16 protein-coding genes are annotated in these 18,446 nt (G+C 38.9%); 2 read left to right on the plus strand and 14 right to left on the minus strand.

The window, feature by feature from the left end; all coding sequences use genetic code 11:
• Positions 1 to 24: 24 nt before the first annotated feature.
• Positions 25 to 978: a stage V sporulation protein K gene (gene spoVK / locus IHV11_RS08795; protein WP_197194393.1), complete on the minus strand. Its 954-nt coding sequence runs from the start codon at positions 976 to 978 to the stop codon at positions 25 to 27.
• A gap of 274 nt (positions 979 to 1,252) precedes the next feature.
• Here spoVK and IHV11_RS08800 point away from each other — a divergent pair, with 274 nt between their 5' ends.
• Positions 1,253 to 1,876, plus strand: a complete 624-nt coding sequence (locus tag IHV11_RS08800; RefSeq protein ID WP_197194394.1) for a YitT family protein — start codon at positions 1,253 to 1,255, stop codon at positions 1,874 to 1,876.
• 127 nt (positions 1,877 to 2,003) lie between these two features.
• Here IHV11_RS08800 and IHV11_RS08805 read toward each other — a convergent pair whose 3' ends face one another.
• Entirely contained in the window at positions 2,004 to 2,582 is a 579-nt protein-coding gene (locus tag IHV11_RS08805; protein WP_197194395.1) for a YhcN/YlaJ family sporulation lipoprotein, read from the minus strand.
• A 102-nt stretch (positions 2,583 to 2,684) separates the two neighbouring features.
• Between IHV11_RS08805 and IHV11_RS08810 the strand changes: the two genes are divergently transcribed.
• Positions 2,685 to 3,662, plus strand: coding sequence for a tyrosine-type recombinase/integrase (locus IHV11_RS08810; protein ID WP_197194396.1), 978 nt, complete (start codon positions 2,685 to 2,687; stop codon positions 3,660 to 3,662).
• Positions 3,663 to 3,724: 62 nt separating this feature from the next.
• On the opposite strand, the gene hfq is transcribed toward IHV11_RS08810, so the two are convergent.
• The 12 genes from hfq to spoVS form a co-directional block, all read right to left on the minus strand.
• Positions 3,725 to 3,961, minus strand: coding sequence for an RNA chaperone Hfq (hfq, locus tag IHV11_RS08815; protein WP_066393852.1), 237 nt, complete (start codon positions 3,959 to 3,961; stop codon positions 3,725 to 3,727).
• Positions 3,962 to 3,992: 31 nt separating this feature from the next.
• Positions 3,993 to 4,943: a tRNA (adenosine(37)-N6)-dimethylallyltransferase MiaA gene (miaA, locus tag IHV11_RS08820; protein WP_305069353.1), complete on the minus strand. Its 951-nt coding sequence runs from the start codon at positions 4,941 to 4,943 to the stop codon at positions 3,993 to 3,995.
• A gap of 9 nt (positions 4,944 to 4,952) precedes the next feature.
• Positions 4,953 to 6,827, minus strand: coding sequence for a DNA mismatch repair endonuclease MutL (mutL, locus tag IHV11_RS08825; protein WP_197194398.1), 1,875 nt, complete (start codon positions 6,825 to 6,827; stop codon positions 4,953 to 4,955).
• Positions 6,828 to 6,841: 14 nt separating this feature from the next.
• On the minus strand, positions 6,842 to 9,430 hold the full coding sequence (mutS, locus tag IHV11_RS08830; RefSeq protein ID WP_197194399.1) for a DNA mismatch repair protein MutS: 2,589 nt from the start codon (positions 9,428 to 9,430) through the stop codon (positions 6,842 to 6,844).
• A gap of 104 nt (positions 9,431 to 9,534) precedes the next feature.
• Positions 9,535 to 10,107, minus strand: a complete 573-nt coding sequence (cotE, locus tag IHV11_RS08835) for an outer spore coat protein CotE (protein ID WP_144700658.1) — start codon at positions 10,105 to 10,107, stop codon at positions 9,535 to 9,537.
• A gap of 458 nt (positions 10,108 to 10,565) precedes the next feature.
• Entirely contained in the window at positions 10,566 to 11,000 is a 435-nt protein-coding gene (locus IHV11_RS08840; RefSeq protein ID WP_197127782.1) for a RicAFT regulatory complex protein RicA family protein, read from the minus strand.
• Positions 11,000 to 12,520, minus strand: coding sequence for a tRNA (N6-isopentenyl adenosine(37)-C2)-methylthiotransferase MiaB (gene miaB, locus IHV11_RS08845; protein WP_197194400.1), 1,521 nt, complete (start codon positions 12,518 to 12,520; stop codon positions 11,000 to 11,002). The genes IHV11_RS08840 and miaB overlap by 1 nt, the downstream gene beginning before the upstream one ends.
• 229 nt (positions 12,521 to 12,749) lie before the next feature.
• Positions 12,750 to 13,925: a glycine C-acetyltransferase gene (locus IHV11_RS08850; RefSeq protein ID WP_197194963.1), complete on the minus strand. Its 1,176-nt coding sequence runs from the start codon at positions 13,923 to 13,925 to the stop codon at positions 12,750 to 12,752.
• Positions 13,926 to 13,949: 24 nt separating this feature from the next.
• Complete coding sequence (tdh, locus tag IHV11_RS08855) at positions 13,950 to 14,990, minus strand: L-threonine 3-dehydrogenase (protein WP_370568645.1); 1,041 nt, start codon at positions 14,988 to 14,990, stop codon at positions 13,950 to 13,952.
• Between the two features lie 179 nt (positions 14,991 to 15,169).
• Positions 15,170 to 16,036, minus strand: coding sequence for a 2-oxoacid:ferredoxin oxidoreductase subunit beta (locus tag IHV11_RS08860; protein WP_197194401.1), 867 nt, complete (start codon positions 16,034 to 16,036; stop codon positions 15,170 to 15,172).
• A 1-nt stretch (position 16,037) separates the two neighbouring features.
• Complete coding sequence (locus IHV11_RS08865; protein WP_197194402.1) at positions 16,038 to 17,780, minus strand: 2-oxoacid:acceptor oxidoreductase subunit alpha; 1,743 nt, start codon at positions 17,778 to 17,780, stop codon at positions 16,038 to 16,040.
• 355 nt (positions 17,781 to 18,135) lie between these two features.
• Complete coding sequence (spoVS, locus tag IHV11_RS08870) at positions 18,136 to 18,396, minus strand: stage V sporulation protein SpoVS (RefSeq protein ID WP_010193268.1); 261 nt, start codon at positions 18,394 to 18,396, stop codon at positions 18,136 to 18,138.
• Positions 18,397 to 18,446: the final 50 nt, after the last annotated feature.

Here is an 18,446-nt window from a genome sequence, read left to right on the forward strand (position 1 = left end):
TTTCCATAGTCTCCTCTCATCATATCAAATCGAATCCCGTTCTTCTAGCACAAGGTCATCACTTTGAATCGTCATCAACGCTCTTCTGTCTTGATTCGTTTCGTTCAGTAGCCTTACTGATTGCCTTCTGACCGCTTTTTCAACCATATTACGAATGTATCTTCCATTTGAAAATGATCCGGGATTGCTGCTCTTTATCCGTTCGATATGACTTTTTAGTTTCCATTCACAATCTCTTGTCAGCATGTATTCCCTTTCTGTAATCATTCTTTTAGCAATTTCCATTAATTCTTCGACCGAATAATCAGGAAACGATATAACAATTGGAAACCTAGAAGGTAAACCCGGATTGAGTTTTAAGAAACGATCCATTTCTTTAGGATAACCTGCCAAAATGAGTATAAAATCGTGTTGCTGGTCTTCCATAGCTTTTACGAGTGTATCAATGGCCTCTTTCCCAAAGTCTTTTTCTCCTCCGCGGCCTAAGGAATAGGCTTCATCTATGAACAATATCCCACCGCTTGCCTTCTTTAAGAGCTCTCGCGTTTTTTGGGCAGTATGCCCAATATATTCACCAACAAGATCAGCGCGCTCTGCTTCGATCAGATGACCTTTTGAGAGTACTTTCATCTCATGAAACAAAGTGCCTAATTTTCTAGCTACCGTGGTTTTTCCAGTACCTGGGTTTCCTTTGAATAACATATGAAGAGCTTGTTTCTCAGCTTTTAATCCTAATTCTTGACGGCATTTATTAATATGAAGCCATGCATAGATCTCTTTAACATGAAATTTCAAGTCATCCATTCCGACTAAACGGTTCAAATCTTTTTCCATCTTTATTAACGGTTGGTGCTTTTCAATTGTCTTCTCTTTTTTTCCTGCTAGTGCAGCTCCATCATCAATCTTTGATTTTTCATTCGTTTGATTCAAAACGATATTGATCTGCCTTTGCTTTTTTATCGCAATAGGTTCATTCAAAAGGAACCACCTCACTTTGCCAGTCAAATCATTATACGCAACAAGATTTGTTTCCGTGACAGATGCCTATATTATTTCTTGATCCACTGTTATCAATTTATGTTGTAGTCTTATGATCTACTACAAAGACAAGCCTTGTTTTTACAATGATTAAATATCAAAGTATTTGTAAGCGTTTTCTATTTTCAGATGAATAAAAATACTCAAGTATGCAGTATTTCCGTGTTATGTTAAATAATGTGAAAAAAGTACGAATTGAATGGAAGAAGAAATCATGCATATAAAACTACAGAAAAGCTTGTATATCTTGATCGGGCTGTTTTTAACAGCGATCGGGATAAAATTACTAAACATACACACTTTAACGTTCGGTGGAACTGCAGGCATCGCAACTTTGGTTTCATTTATGACGAATTGGACATGGGGCATTCTATTCCTTATTGTGAACCTACCTTTCTTTATTTTATCAATAAAAAAATTGGGATGGAATTTCTCACTTTTAACGTTTCTTTGCATCATCCTCATTTCAGCCATATCAGATCTCATGGATTATCTTGCTCTTCCGCTAATCTCGCCGATTGCTGCTGCGATCATTGCCGGAAGTTTGATAGGTATAGGCGTAAGTTTTGTATTGAATTCAGGAGCATCATTAGGTGGCATACATATTCTAGCTCTGTATTTAGAGCAAAAATCTAATATAAATCGAGGAATCTCCTTGTTTGTTACAGATTTTATTATCGTGTCATCTGCTGTAGTCATGTTTGGTTTTAGAAACGCTCTGATATCCATCATTGCAATAACTATAGCCTCCTTCTTAACTGGAAAATTAAAAAGCACATTTAAGCCATCAGAAGCTGTTTATCGATCAACTGATACAGAAACACTTCAAAATAGTTAAAAGCACTCTCCTCAATAGGAGAATGCTTTTTTTATTCCTCTAAATACCATTTGTTTACATAGTAACTATTATGTAAATAAATGTCTATTGTTGTCATTTTCTGCGCTTGCTTAGGAAATAAAAGCTTTTATTCGTAGAGGTCATCCCGCGTGCGGTTCTTTTCTTCGTGCATTTCTTGCCTCTCGGTTGATTTCGACTGCCCTTTTAACGGCTTAATTTTCCCAATTAATATCCCTAGCTCATTATAGACTCCACTTTTTGAATCATGTTTACTATGTGACGCAGTGTTTCCAAGTTTCTTTATTTGCTCTATCCTATCAGGGTCCGTTGTGATCGCTGCATTCCTTCCATGTGCATTACCCTTAATTCCATTATAAACTTCTCTTCTTAGTTGATCGTTTTCTTTCCCCGGTGAAACAGGCTCATTCGGAACGATGCCAACTAGTGTATATATACCACTTACAATGACATACGCCTGATCTACTCCGTTTATTTTTTCCGCAAGCTGCACAAGATCCTTTGATTGATGAACTTCATCAGACTTTTCAACGACTAATGGTGAATCTATCTGTGTGTTTGGTTTTCTTTCTGATGAATCATATTTCACTTGCTCTGTATCTAGAGTTTCATCTCCTGAACCGGTTTTGCCTGAACAAGCACTAAAAATGAAAACTGAAGATAGAACGAGCACTCCTAATTTCCGCATATTTAACCATCCTTTTTTCTATAGTTTCCTTTGGACTTTGTAGAAATATGCAAAAAAAACACCCTTTGTTATAATGGGAAAAAGAGGTTATAGGAGGCAATTATGGAAGATTATCCACACTTACCCGAATATGCCGATTCATTTATTGTGCACTTACAGAAAAAAGATAGAACAAAGAGTACGATAAAGCGTTATTATTATGATCTTTTAGATTTTTTTGCATGGGTTCGAGTTATTAAGAAAACAGATGACTTACGAGTGATACAAAGCCTAGATACGTTGACGCTAAAAGAATATTTTCTTTTTCTTTCAGATCAGAGAGAATATCGAACTGCCACAAGCAAACGAGTTTTCACAGTTATAAAAAGTCTATTTTTCTATCTGCATGCCAATAGAAAAATTTCATCTAATCCTTTTAATGAACTGGAGCAAACCCTTAAAGAAGACACTCAATTTACAGATGATGACTTTATTTCGGATGAGGAATACAAGACCCTTTTCCAAACTCTCTCTTCTTATGAGGGACTAACGGAGAAACAACAAAAATATAGGCACCTGTTGATCAAAAGAAATGAAGCCATCCTTTCACTTCTTTATCGGTATGGCATTACACTACAGGAAATCACGAATATTGAAATGAAACATGTTCATTTCACACAGCATGAATTAACAGTGATCAACAAAAAAGAAACAAGACTGATCGCTCTTGATGATGAGACACAACAATTATTATATGAATACAAGGAAAAGATTCCTGAAGTTATTCGACCAAGGGTTTATTCTTCAGATCGTTTCTTTATCGCGTTTGATTACCAGAGAGGAACGTATCGATTTGATTATGGGAAGTATGAGCCAAAACCGTTAACTGTTATCGCTATACAGAAGATGCTGAGACAAGAGGTCCGTCGTTCTGGACTAAGAGAAGGGATCAGTTCTCAACACTTAAGAAGAACAGCCATTTTAAATCTTTTAAAAGAAGGAAAAGATGAAGAAGATGTTCAATTGTGGTTCGGATTAAAATCAAATCTTACTTTAAACCGCTATGAAGCTTACTTAGAAGCAGCTGAAGTAAAGCAATAAGACGAATATGTAGACATTAAAAACTCCCTATCGACCTCTTAAAGGTCAACAGGGAGTATTTTTTATTCATTTGTATTTGCAGAAGACAAATCGACATTTCGATGTGGGGTGAACGTTGAAATGGCATGCTTGTAAATGAGGTGCTGTTTTCCTTCTGCCTCTAGTACAACCGTAAAGTTGTCAAACCCCTTTACTAAACCTTTAAGCTGAAAACCATTCAGCAAATATACGGTCACATAAATGTTTTCGCGACGTAATTGGTTTAAGTAATGATCCTGTAAATTGATTGATTGCTTCATGTGAACAGATCCTCCTCTTTGGGCATTACCCTTATACATTCTCGGAAATTTCTAATTTCCCTTCAACAAAGTGCTGAATTTCTTGAAATTTTTTGTGAAAGGGATCTTCGTCCATACTAAACCATTCTACATCCATCTGGTTGCGAAACCATGTGAATTGTCTTTTTGCGTATCGCCTTGAGTCTCTTTTTAACAAGGTGATCGCTTCTTCTAAAGTACTTTCCCCTGAAAGATATGGAAAAAACTCTTTGTAGCCTATCGCTTTAGCTGCCAGACTATTCGTAATGTCTTGTTCAAAAAGCATCTTCGCTTCGTTAAGAACCCCTTGTTGAACCATAAGGTCCACTCGCTCGTTTATTCGTTTGTATAAGTGCTCTCTATCCATCGTCAATCCAACTAAAGCTAGCTGATAAAGCGATTCCTCATCACTCTTTTTCTTTCCTTGTTCAATAGAAGGAGCATTTCCTGTTGTATAGTAAATTTCAAGCGCCCTTATTACACGTTGTACATTGTTCGGATGAATTTCTTTAGCACGCTCCGGGTCGACTTCTAGTAGTTCAGCGTGCAATGCCTCTGGCCCTTCGATCTCTGCCTTTTTTTGAAGTTCATTACGCATCTCGTTATTTCGGTTCGCATCAGAAAATTCATAGTGATGAGTAACAGCCCTTACGTACAACCCCGTACCACCAACAATAATCGGAATCTTACCTCTTCTATTTATATCTGATATTCGTTCTCTAGCTAAATTTTGGAACTCAGCAACTGAGAATGCTTCCTTAGGATCTTTGATATCAATAAGATAATGAGGGATCCCTTCTTTCTCTTCCTCCGTAATCTTTGCTGTACCTATGTCGAGACCTCTATAGATCTGCATAGAGTCCCCGCTAATGATCTCACCATCGATCGCCTTAGCAAGTTCGATACTGGTTCTTGTTTTCCCAACAGCCGTTGGGCCTACGATCACAACTAATTTATCTTTCATCATTAACTCCTACATCACTCTTTTGAACATCTTCTCAAGTTCATACGTTGATAGATGGATCGTTATTGGTCTGCCGTGTGGACAAGTATAAGGATCTCTTGAAGTTCGAAGAGATTCTAATAAAGCAAAAATTTCATCGTTCCTTAAATGATGGTTCGCTTTGATAGATCCTTTACATGACATCATGATCGCTGCATCTTCTCTTAATTTCTCGATATTGATTTTTTTATCATCGAGTACCTGCTGGATGATATCGAGTATGATCTCTTTTTCATATCCGTTCGGAAACCATTGTGGATGCTCTCTAACGATAAAAGTATTCTGTCCAAAGGTTTCTAAAAACAGACCCACTTCGCTGAGAGTCTCTAAGTGACTCTCTAGAAAGGCAGATTCACTCGCTGTAAATTCAAAGGTATATGGAACTGCTAACAGTTGAGTTTCTCGATCCACTTGCCCCACCTTTTTTCTGAAATACTCATATTTAATGCGTTCTTGGGCAGCATGCTGATCGATTAGATATAATCCCTTCTCATTTTGAGCAATGATATACGTACCATGCATCTGTCCGATCGGATACATAACGGGAATTTTATCAATTGACTCATCTTCAATATGTTCTTGCTCTACGGATTCTGGTGCTTGATTCATTTCGGGATGAAATGATTCCACCGGAAGATCCTCATTCTCGATAACTGGATGCGATGCCTCTCTAATATGAGAAGGAACAGCATCAGATTCAATAATTGAACGGTTGGCACTTAGAGTCGTTTCTAAATTTGCAGTTACGTCGGTTTGAACTTCTTCCTTTTTCCTTTGATAATCAAAAGAAAATGAAGGTTGTTCTTCTCGATCATTCTGTCTTTGTTCTTTTTTCTTAAACTGAACATCAGGGATCAACTGCTGATTTCTGATCACTTTTCTGAGTTCGTTTTCAATAAGCTGAACCAGTTCAGTTTCTTTACTCAACCTTGCTTCATGTTTTGAAGGATGAACGTTGACATCAATAATTGTCGGATCCATCTTAACCGATAAGATAGCGATCGGAAAGCGACCGATCGGCAGGAACGTATGATAAGCATTCTGTACAGCTTTTGATAGTGCATAGTTCTTAATATATCTTCCGTTCATAAAGAAGGACATATACTGACGTGAAGCTCGGTTCATCTCTGGTTTTGCTATATATCCCCTTACTTCATAATCTAATGAAGAAAATGAGACTGAGATCATGTTTTTGGCAGTTTGTATCCCATAAACAGAAGCAATGATCTGCAGAAGGTTTCCGTTGCCAGAAGTGTGCAAAAGCTCTTTTCCGTTATGCTTTAAACGAAAAGAAACATCTGGGTTAGCAAGTGCCAGTCTGTTCACTAGATCACTGATCGTGCCTAGTTCCGTCTGAATGGTCTTAACATGCTTCAATCTGGCTGGTGTGTTATAGAATAAGTTACGAACAGTAAAGTCTGTGCCTTTTCTGCTATTTGTCTGCTGCTGTTTTATGATTTTACCATTCTCGATAAACAAGTAAGCACCTGGTCCGTCACCCGTTGATGATTTCAGTTCGACTTGAGAAACAGAGGATATACTCGGTAATGCTTCTCCTCTAAACCCCATGGTACGAATGTGGATTAAATCTTGCTCACTTTTAATCTTACTCGTTGCATGGCGGTTAAAAGCGAGCACGCAATCCTCCGGCTCGATTCCGTCCCCGTTATCTAGTACACGAATGAGTGATAACCCACCTTCTTCAACTTCGATCTCTATTCTAGTCGCGTTCGCATCGATTGAATTTTCAACAAGCTCTTTAACGACAGAGGCTGGGCGTTCAACAACTTCACCAGCAGCGATTTTATTGGAAAGATGTTCATCTAGTTGTACAATTTTGCCCATTCGTCACGCCTCCTTTATCTTACTTTTTTTTGCAGTTTGTATAACGCGTTCATCGCATCAAGAGGAGTCATCTCTAATACGTTTAAATTTCTTAACTCTTTGATCAACTCTTGCTCTTTATTGTCTCTTCTATTCGTCTCTTTTTTTTCTACAAAAAGACTCAACTGACTTTCTTGAAGATCCTCTTCCCTGGTCACTGAAACTTCTTGAATGGGAAGCGCCTCTCGTTTTTCTTGATTTTCATAGGTTTGTAAAATTGTTTTTGCTCTAGAGATCACTGGTTCGGGTAGTTCAGCGAGTTCTGCCACTTGTATACCAAAACTTTTATCTGCTTGTCCATCAATGACTTTATGCAAAAATACGAGACTTCCATTCTCTTCAACTGCACTTACAAACACATTTTTTAGAGATTGAAGAGACTCTTCTAAGACAGTAAGTTCATGATAATGAGTAGAGAATAACGTTTTGGCAGCTATTTTCTCATGAATGAATTCAATGATTGATTGCGCTAATGCCATCCCATCATATGTGGAAGTCCCTCGTCCGATCTCATCTAAAAGGATCAAACTGTTCTCAGTTGCACTCGTAAGAGCAAAGTTCGTCTCGAGCATCTCGACCATGAACGTACTTTGTCCTCCTACTAGATCGTCAGCCGCTCCAATCCGCGTAAAGATCTGATCAAACATTGGAAGCTCAGCACGATCTGCTGGAACAAAGCAGCCGATCTGCATCATGACCGCTGTAAGCGCCAACTGGCGCATATACGTACTCTTACCTGCCATGTTTGGACCCGTTATAAGGAGCATATTTCTATCATTATTTAGAACGATGTCGTTAGGTACGTATTCTTGGGCATCCATGACTTTTTCTACAACCGGATGTCTGCCGTTCACAATATTAACGATTCCATCCTCTGATACTATCGGTCTTACATAACGGTACTGCTCACTGATTGCAGCAAAAGATTGCATGACATCTAGTTCAGAAATGGCTGATGCAAGCTCTTGAAGCCCTGGAATGAATTGTTTTACATACTCTCTCACTTCCAAAAAGAGTGTATATTCTAATCCTGAGATTTTCTCTTCCGCTTCTAAGATGATTCTTTCTTTTTCTTTCAGTTCTGGAGTAACATATCTTTCAGCATTCGCAAGTGTCTGTTTTCTTTCATAACGATCTGGTACTTGTGAAAGATTAGATTTTGTAACCTCGATATAATAACCAAAGATCTTGTTAAAACCGATTTTTAAAGACTTAATACCTGAAGCTGCTTTTTCTTGTTGCTCAAGAGAAGCAATCCAGGCTTTACCGTTGCTGCTCGCGTCTTTATATTGATCCAGCTGCTCATTGTAACCTGCTTTGATCAGACCACCTTCTTTAATTTGAATGGGTGCATCATCATGAATAGCAGAATCTAAATAGTCTCTGAGTGTTCTATGTTCACTCATCTTCGCATGAAGCTCGAGTGCGTATTTCCCTTCAATACTCTTGATCTTTTCTTTTAAGACCGGAACACTGAACAGAGATCTTTTCAATTGTACAAGATCTCTTGGACTAGCGTTTCCATAAGATATTTTGGCTATCAATCGTTCCATATCATAAACAGACTTCAATTGTTCTTTGATCTCTTCACGAATAAAGAATTCTCCGATTAAGTTTTCAACGAGCTGAAGCCGCTTCTCAATCGTTTCTTTTACGAACAACGGCTCTTCCACCCATTGTTTAAGCTTTCTAGCACCCATTGCTGTCATCGTGGCATCTAACAGCCATAATAGTGAACCTTTTTTTCCTTTTGCTCGGATTGATTCTGTTAATTCTAAATTCCGTTTTGAAAAGGCATCAAGCTTCATTCTTTTATCGTTCTGCTGAAATTCAACAGCTTTTATATGGTGGAAAGATCGTTTTTGCGTATGAGATAGATAGTTGAACAACCGTCCTGAAGCACGTAATAAGATTGGATCAGAGATCGTCTGAACAAGTTGATTAAACTGACTATCTATAGAACTCTCTTCCTGGATAGAAACGGAAGCTTGTCCTGTCTGTGTAACTGTGTGCGTCCAAGCATCATACAATTCTTTGTTTCCAACAATCTCTTTTACACCGTGACTTAAAAGTAATTGAATGAACGATAACTGATTTCCGTCATATGTATATCCCTTCAACTCACCTGTTGAAAGATCACAAAGAACGTATCCATAAGAATCGTTTTCTTTTTCTATCGATACAAGAAAATTGTTCTCTCTATCTTGAAGAAGGTGGTCATCAATAACCGTTCCTGGCGTAATAATCTGGATGACTTCACGTTTCACTACCCCAACAGATAGTTTAGGATCTTCTACTTGTTCACAGATCGCTACTCTATGTCCGTTCTCAACTAATGTTTTTATATAACCTGCTGACGAATGATAAGGTATCCCACACATCGGAATTCGATCTTGAGAGCCACCATCTCTGCTTGTTAGTGTAATTTCAAGGATTTGAGATGCTCGAACAGCATCCTCAAAAAACATTTCATAAAAATCTCCTAGACGGAAAAATAAAAAGGCATCCTGATGAGCTGCCTTGATTGATAAATATTGTTGTATCATTGGAGTATATTGAGCCATAATTTCACCTTTTTCATAACATTTCAATGTCGCTATTATAACATAATTCACAGCATCTATCGTTTTCTCTGCATGAAAAAAACGGGAAGCTCTCTCCCCGTTTTCTATTCTTCCAAATCACCTATTAAAAAGTTCGGATCCAGGTCTTCAAAATTCTCATCTTCTACATCATATTCCCAATCTCTTGTCTCTACATCATCAAAACCGTCCGGATTCACATATACACAAACTTTTGTTTCTCCGATAATTTCACAAACGAACTCTCTTTCTACTTGAACAATCACTTTATTTCCGTTCGGAGAGATCGTCGCTTCTAACGTATTGGGTTCTTGAAGTGCACGGCACGTAACTTCATATTGATTGCCTAACGCATTCTTATCTCTTACACTGAGATCCACTTTATCTACAAAATGAATGGTCTCTGTTACGACTTCCGTACGAGTATTATCATTGTATGAATACCACACGTTGATATCATAGCTTCCCTCTACATCTACTGCTTCACCATTCCGCTTCGGTTTATATGCATGGTTGATGATCCAGCATCCTAAAATGCTGCTCGGACGATGACTCGGTGCAATGGTATGCGTTGCTTGAGAAAATTTTCTCCCTTTGCCGCAGACCGCTTTTGTGATGATTTCTCTGTAAGTCAACTCTTGTTCTACGCGTCTTGACATACATGAATCCCTCCTCTACCAATCTCCATACAGTATATGCTGGGCGGATGCCTATTGTGTCTTCATTTATTTGAAACACAATTAGTCTAAGTATATGGGCGTTTGTTGTCCAATGTTCTCAAAATATTATATGTGGTGGACGGTACGTGAAATTATTTTCGCGTTTTTATTGCTTTTGCAAGTGGTTGATTATCCCTCTAGGATACTCTCTTTACGGGTATGTGAGTCTAAAACGCAATGCGGAATTTGTCGAGGTTTGTAGACTCGTGGATAAATGGGGAAAACTTTTGGATTGAGAGCCAAATCTCGTGGATAAACAGCAGAAACTTTTGGATTGCATACCAAAACTTCTGGATTGAAGGAACCTGATACCTCTATGGGTATGTGCGAAACACCCAATAAACTGGAATGAATCTCAAATAAAAACACGATGTCTACAAAAGACATCGTGTTTCTGGTTAGTGACAGCCGCAGCCGCCTGGAGAACAGCCTTCTTGAGAACCAGTAGTCCCTTTTAAAAGGTCCCCGCCAGTAGATTCAATGATCTCATCTGTTACTTTGTTAGAGATCGTATGTGAAACCATCTGTAAGATATCATTCACATCACTTTGAGATTGTTTGAACTCTTGTACGACTGGAATGCTATCAAGCTCAGCCATCAGTGCATCAATCTTTTCTTCTACTTCTCTCGATGCTTCATGTTTTTGATAATGTTGAAGATTAACAGCTTGTTTTTGAAGATTCTTAATCTGTCCCATCAATCTTGCTACATTTGAATTTGTATTGATCTGAGCTTCTGCTTTTTTGAAGAATTCTACTTCATCAGTCGTTGCGATCATTTTAGCCAGTTCTTTAGCTTTTCCCAAGATTTCTTCTTTCGTATATGTGCTCATTAGCCTACCACCTCTGATTTTTCTTCTACCCAATCGCCGCCAAGGTTCCATGTTTTAGCATCGGTAATCTGAACTTTGACGATTTCACCTATTAAGTGCTTAGGAGCTTTAAAGTTTACTACTTTGTTGGAACCTGTGTGACCTGTTAGTACATCAGGATTCTTTTTACTTTCTCCTTCAACAAGCACTTCTACGACTTTACCGATATATGCTTTGTTCTTTTCTAATGAGATATCATTCAGCATGGAGTTCAGTCTTTGCAGACGTTCTCGTTTCACTTCCATCGGAACATTGTCTTGCATCTTTGCAGCTGGAGTGCCTTCACGAGGGGAATAGATAAACGTGTAAGCAGCATCATACTGCACTTCTTTTACTAGAGATAAAGTCTCTTGGAATTGTTCTTCCGTCTCATTTGGAAACCCAACAATAATATCCGTAGTTAATGCTACATTCGGCATTGCAACTTTGATCTTGTTTACAAGCTCTAAATAATGTTCACGTGTATATTTACGAGCCATTAATTTGAGTACTTCGCTGTTTCCGTGTTGGACAGGCAGATGCACATGATCTACAATGTTACCGCCTTTAGCTAGTACTTCAATTAACCGATCATCAAAATCTCGTGGATGACTTGTTGTAAAACGCAGTCTTGGAATATCGATCTTACGGATCTCATCCATTAGATCGCCAAGACCATACTCTAGATCTTCAAAATCTTTGCCGTATGCATTCACGTTCTGACCGAGAAGCGTTACTTCTTTATATCCTTCTCTCGCAAGCTGTCTTACTTCTTCGATGATATCTTGAGGATAACGGCTTCTTTCTTTTCCTCGCGTGTAAGGAACAATACAATATGTACAGAATTTGTCGCAGCCGTACATAATGTTGACCCAGCCTTTAACGTTCCCTTTACGCTTTCTTGGAAGGTTCTCGACGATATCCCCTTCTTTAGACCAAACTTCAACTACCATCTCTTTTGAGAATAATGCGTTCTCGATGATTTGAGGCAGACGATGAATGTTATGAGTACCAAAGATCATATCAACTTGAGGGTACGTGGAAAGAATACGGTTAACAACAGATTCTTCTTGTGACATACAGCCACATACTCCAAGAAGTAGATTAGGGTTGTTCGCTTTCGTATGTTTTAAATGTCCCAGTTCACCGAACACTTTGTTCTCTGCATTTTCTCGAATGGCACAAGTGTTAAGAAGGATCACATCGGCATCTTCAGTAGAATAAGTGATTTCATAACCCATTTCATTCAGAATTCCTGCCATAACCTCTGTATCATGCTCGTTCATCTGACAGCCATACGTACGAATATAGAACTTTTTACCCACACCAATATTTTTTAAATTTTCCGGAATAGAAAAATCTTTTAATATTTGTACTTGCTCTTTACCACGCTTTTTCGCGTCTTTTAAGGAAGGCGGTGCATACGTAGATTGAAAGTATTGTGAGTAGTCTCTTTCTTTTTCGTTCGTCTTCACTTTTTGATTGTCTTTCGTAATATCCAAGACATCTTCACTCCTTATTGCCTTTACTGCTTGGTAATCCGTTCATCTTAAATCTAGTTTTTCATCCAACTGTAACATTATATCAAAAATTGGATTATAGTTAAACTTGTAATCGTTTTAGTTTACATAATAAAATTATGGTTTTCAAAAGAAGCCGTTTGATAGGGTCAATAAAAAAGTTGACTCCAAAAGCTTCCTGATGCGCCTTTAAAGTCAACTTTACACGTATTTAAATGATATTTAATTCTTTTCCTGCTTTTTCAAATGCATCTAACGCAGCTTGTAGTTCTTCTTTCGTATGCTGAGCTGTTACGATTGTTCTTACGCGAGCTTTTCCTTTAGCTACTGTTGGGAAAGCGATACCTTGAGCGAATACACCATACTTCAATAAAGTATCTGAAAGTTTGTGTGCAAGGGCATCATCACCTACTAAAACTGGTGTGATAGGTGTCTCACTAACTCCTGTATTGAATCCTAGTTCTTTTAATCCCGCTTTAAAGAACTTCGTGTTCTCCCATAGTCTTTCCATATGTTCTGGCTCTTCTTCTAAAACGTCGATCGCCGCTGAACTTGCTGCGATTACTGCTGGCGGATGTGATGTGCTAAACAAGAACGGACGACCTTTATGAATCAGGTAGTCTCTTAACGTTTGCGTACTCGCAATATAGCCACCTAGCACACCAATTGCTTTACTTAATGTTCCTACTTGAATGTGAACACGACCGTTTAAGTTAAAATGATCGATCGTACCGCGACCGTTCGTTCCTAGTACACCACTCGCATGAGCATCGTCTACCATTACGAGTGCATCGTACTTCTCAGCTAATTCTACGATTCCAGGAAGTGGTGCAATGTTTCCATCCATAGAGAAAACCCCGTCTGTTACGACGATTCTTTTTCTAAACTGTTGTGTCTCTTTTAAAGCCGCTTCTAAATCTTCTAGATCAACGTGCTTGTAGATTCTTCTTTTTGCTTTCGTTAAACGAATACCATCAATAATCGATGCATGGTTTAACTCATCAGAAATAACGACGTCTTGATCTGTTAATATAGCAGAAAGAATTCCTTGGTTCGTTGAAAAACCAGATTGGAAGACAAGACATGCTTCTGTGTGTTTGAATTCAGCTAATTTTTTTTCAAATTCTTCATGCATGGAAAGAGTTCCAGCAATCGTACGCACAGAGCCCGTACCAACGCCAAATTCTTCTACAGCTTGTAGGGCTGCTTCTTTCATTTTAGGGTGACTTGTAAGTCCTAAGTAATTGTTGGAAGAAAGCTGAATCACTTCTTTTCCGTTGATCACAACTTTAGAACCTTGCTCTGATTCTAGTGGTACAAGCTTTCTAAACGTACCTTCTTCTTTCATATGGTCCAATTCTTCTTGTAGGTATTCAAAACCTTTCATCACGTGTTTAAGCCCCTTTCGATTTTAAGGAATAAGTACTACTTTCCCGCAATTCCCCTTTATCATTAAATCAAAGCCTTCTTCAAACTTTTCAAGTGGAAGTGTGTGAGTAATGATTGCTTCTGGGTGCATGCTTCCTGACTGTAAAAGTCCTGAGACTTGTTGCCATGTTTCATACATTTTTCTTCCTGTGATCCCTTGTACGGTAACTCCTTTAAACACAACATCGTTTGTTAGATCGATCTCAACAGGTTTAACAGGCAGACTTAAAATAGAAACGCGACCGCCGTTTGTAATCATTTTAAAACCTTGGTCAATTGCAACAGGATGACCGCTCATCTCACAAACAACATCCACACCATTACCATCTGTTAGTTCCATTACTCTTTCAACAGGGTCGATCGATTTTGGATTGATCACTTCTGTCGCACCTATCTTTTTAGCAAGATCTAGACGATAATCATTCAAATCGATAGCGATCACCTGGCTTGCACCCGCCGCTTTAGCAACGTTAACCGCCATGACACCGATCGGTCCGCATCCGATGACAGCCACTGTTTTTCCAGCAACATCACCAGCTAAAACAGTATGAACAGCATTTCCCATCGGCTCTTGAATCGATCCATGTTCAAATGGCATCTTAGGATCGTTTTTCCAGATGTTCTCAGATGGCATTGCTACATACTCTGCAAAACACCCGTGCGTATCGACACCGATGATCTTCGTGTTCTTACAGATGTGAAACTGTCCTTTTAAACATTGTGGACAAGAATGACAGACTATATGTGTTTCAGCTGATACATGATCTCCAACAGATACATTCGTAACAGCGCTTCCAACTTTTTCAACAACCCCTGAAAACTCATGTCCAAATACATATGGCGTTTTCACACGACTCTGTGACCACTCATCCCATGTGTAAATATGGACATCTGTTCCACAGATTGAAGTCGCTTTAACTTTGATTAATACTTCACTCTCGTTGATTTCAGGAATATCTACTGTTTCTAATCTAGCTCCATAACCCGCATGATGCTTAACAATTGCTTTCATTTTTCCTTGCACAGAAACACCCCTCACTAAAACCTTAAATATCATATCCATAATAATTGTACATGGATTGAACAACAAGGTAAAGAGCAGTGTCCATTTCACGTGGACAATCGCAGATACCAAAAAAAATTGTGGAAATTTTTTTATTTAGAAAAAAACCCCTCTCCTAATTTTAGGAGAAGGGCTCGGTCTTACATGAATTCTGACATCAATTGATTGAACTTTTCCTCAGGTAAATTCAAGTCTACCTTCGCAAGTGCTTCCTTGCTGTATCCATGAGCCAGATCTTGGTATGAAGGCTTTAGCTTGTCTTGATAGATGATCCCTTTTACAAGACCTTTGTTTTCCATCAATGTCTGCATAGCCATCATACGGTTTGAAGAATCATAGTCTTCGATCGTGCCTAAGGATACGAGATGCTCTTTAAACCAATCATATGTGTTTACTTTATTGTAAGTAACACATGGAGAGAATACATTGATCAACGAGAACCCTTTATGATTGATCCCAGCTTCGATAATCGAAGTTAATTCTTTTAGGTCTGTTGAGAAACTTTGAGCCACAAACGTAGCACCAGCCGTTAAAGCAAGTTCCATAACGCCGATCGCTGACTCTACAGATCCTTCTGGCGTACTCTTCGTTTTAAAACCAACATCAGATCGAGGTGATGTTTGTCCTTTTGTTAAACCATAAATCTGGTTGTCCATAACAATATAAGTAATATCGATGTTTCTTCTGATCGCATGTACGGTATGACCCATTCCGATCGCGAACCCATCTCCGTCTCCACCTGAAGCAATAACAGTCAGATCACGGTTTGCCATCTTAACACCTTGTGCGATTGGCAATGAGCGGCCGTGAATACCATGAAAACCATAAGACTTGATATACCCTGAAATACGTCCTGAACAGCCGATTCCTGATACTACAGCTAGATTATCTGGTTCTAAACCTACATTTGCAGCTGCTCTTTGAATAGCCGCCTGTACAGAAAAATCTCCACATCCTGGACACCAGTTCGGTTTGATGCTGTTACGAAAATCTTTAAATGTAGCCATATTAAACCAGCTCCTTGCATTTCATGACAACTTCTGATGGCAAGAAAGGATTCCCATCATATTTTAACAAGTTTTTAATCTTCTCATGCTGTCCAACATTCATCTTTAAAATGTTCGCCAGCTGTCCTGTCGCATTGTTCTCGACTACAATTACGTTCTTTGCTTTGTCGATCATTGATCTCATCTCATCGGCAGGGAACGGATGAATCAATCTAATATGAGCATGATTGACTTTTAATCCATCTGCTTCTAAACGAGGGATCGCTTCTTCGATAACTCCTCTTGTTGAATTGAACCCGACTAAAAGGATATCTGCTTCTTCATGAGGGGCCTGTTTGACAACCGGAACGTTAAAACTCAGATTTTGAAGTTTACGTAAACGTTTATCCATCTGCTTTTGACGGTTAGCTGCTACTTCAGAAGGCTTTCCTGTCTCATCATGCTCAACACCTGTTACATGGTGGATACCATTCTTCATACCTGGTATTACACGAGGAGAAATACCGTCTTCTGTTACTTCATAGCGCTTAAAGTACCCATCTTTATCATCCGTATCAGGTAGCTCTTCTTTCGGATCAAGCTTACCGCGACGAATCTCTACTCGGCTATAATCTAACGGCTCTACCGATTGCTTCCCTAGAGAAAGTTGAAGATCTGTCAGTAAGATAACAGGAATCTGATATTCTTCTGCAATATTTAACGCCTCAACAGCATCATAGAAGGCTTCTTCAACCGTACTTGGTGCCATAACCACTTTTGGAATCTCACCATGAGTACCATAGATCATCGCCATCAAATCAGATTGTTCTTGTTTTGTAGGCAGTCCTGTTGATGGACCTCCACGCTGTGTATCTACGACAACTAAAGGAACTTCTGTCATCCCAGATAGACCTAACGCTTCCATCATTAAAGATAGACCTGGTCCTGCTGATGATGTAATTGTACGAACACCTGCATAGTTCGCTCCGATCGCCATCGTACAAGCGGCAATCTCATCTTCTGTTTGAATGACAGTCCCGCCAAACTCAGGCAGTTTTTTAATCAGGTATTCCATGATCTCAGATGCCGGCGTGATCGGATAAGCGGACATGAAACGTACGCCTCCTGCCACGAATCCTAAAGCGATCGCATCGTTTCCTATCATGAACATTCTCTTCTTGCCATCCGCTTTATTTAATTGGAATCCATCAATTTGACCACCTGATAATTCATTGAAACGATCAGCGCCTTTTTGGATAGCTTCCATATTCTTTTCGACTACTTTTGCTCCTTTACGAGCAAAAATCTCTTCTACAACTTCTAAATAGCTTTCTACAGGAAGACCTAAAACAGCGCTCGTCGCTCCGATCGCTACCATGTTTTTCATTAGAGATGTGCCAAGTTCACTTGCAATCTCTGTAAATGGTACAGCATATAATCTAACATTAAGGTCCTCAGGAACAGTAGGATTGAATTTTGAATCTCCAATCACAACTCCTCCATCGCGAAGTTCATGTACATTCACATCAATTGTTTCTTGATCGAATGCTATTAAAATATCAAGATCATCAGAGATCGAACGGGTTTCACTCGTGCTTACACGAATTTTATTGTTGGTATGACCGCCTTTAATTCTGGAAGAAAAGTGTCGATAGCTATACAGATAGTAGCCTTGGCGGTTGAGTGCCATCGCAAAAATTTCACCTGTACTATCAATTCCTTCACCTTGCTGTCCGCCAACTTTCCAAGAAAGTTGATCAATCATGTACTCCACCCTTTCAGTAACCCAAACGTTAATTTTTTCAATCAATAGTTTGATTTAGTATGGTTTCATGTTGTGTTGAACGCGCATTATCACGTTTACTTAAATTATGTACTAAACGTCTACAATTCTAGACTTAACTTCATAAAAATGCAAGTATTCGCCTAGTATAATTCAAACTATTACAAAAAAAGTAAATAAATGAAAACGCTTTAATTAAGATGCTGTTCTGTATAAATTCTAGATTTGTTTCCGCATTTCCTTCTACGATTCTCGGCATCCCTTACAAAATGAAAATAAGTCTACAAAACTAAAAACCTGCTTGCTCTATCGAACGAGCAAGCAGGTTTCACTTTAATTAGCGCGGTTCAACAATTAATTTAATGGCCGTTCTTTCTTCCCCATCGATTAAGATATCTGTAAATGCTGGAATACAAATGAGGTCAACTCCGCTCGGTGCTACGAACCCTCGTGCGATAGCTACTGCTTTAACAGCTTGGTTTAATGCACCTGCTCCGATTGCCTGAATTTCAGCGCCTCCACGTTCCCGGAGAACACCAGCAAGTGCACCAGCTACAGAGTTGGGGTTGGATTTTGCTGAAACTTTTAATATTTCCATTGTTTTGAACCTCCTTCAGGATAGATACCTGTTCTACTATATTCATTGAT

The organism is Fictibacillus sp. 26RED30 (assembly GCF_015903845.1).
GTDB classification, from domain to species: Bacteria; Bacillota; Bacilli; order Bacillales; family Fictibacillaceae; genus Fictibacillus; species Fictibacillus phosphorivorans.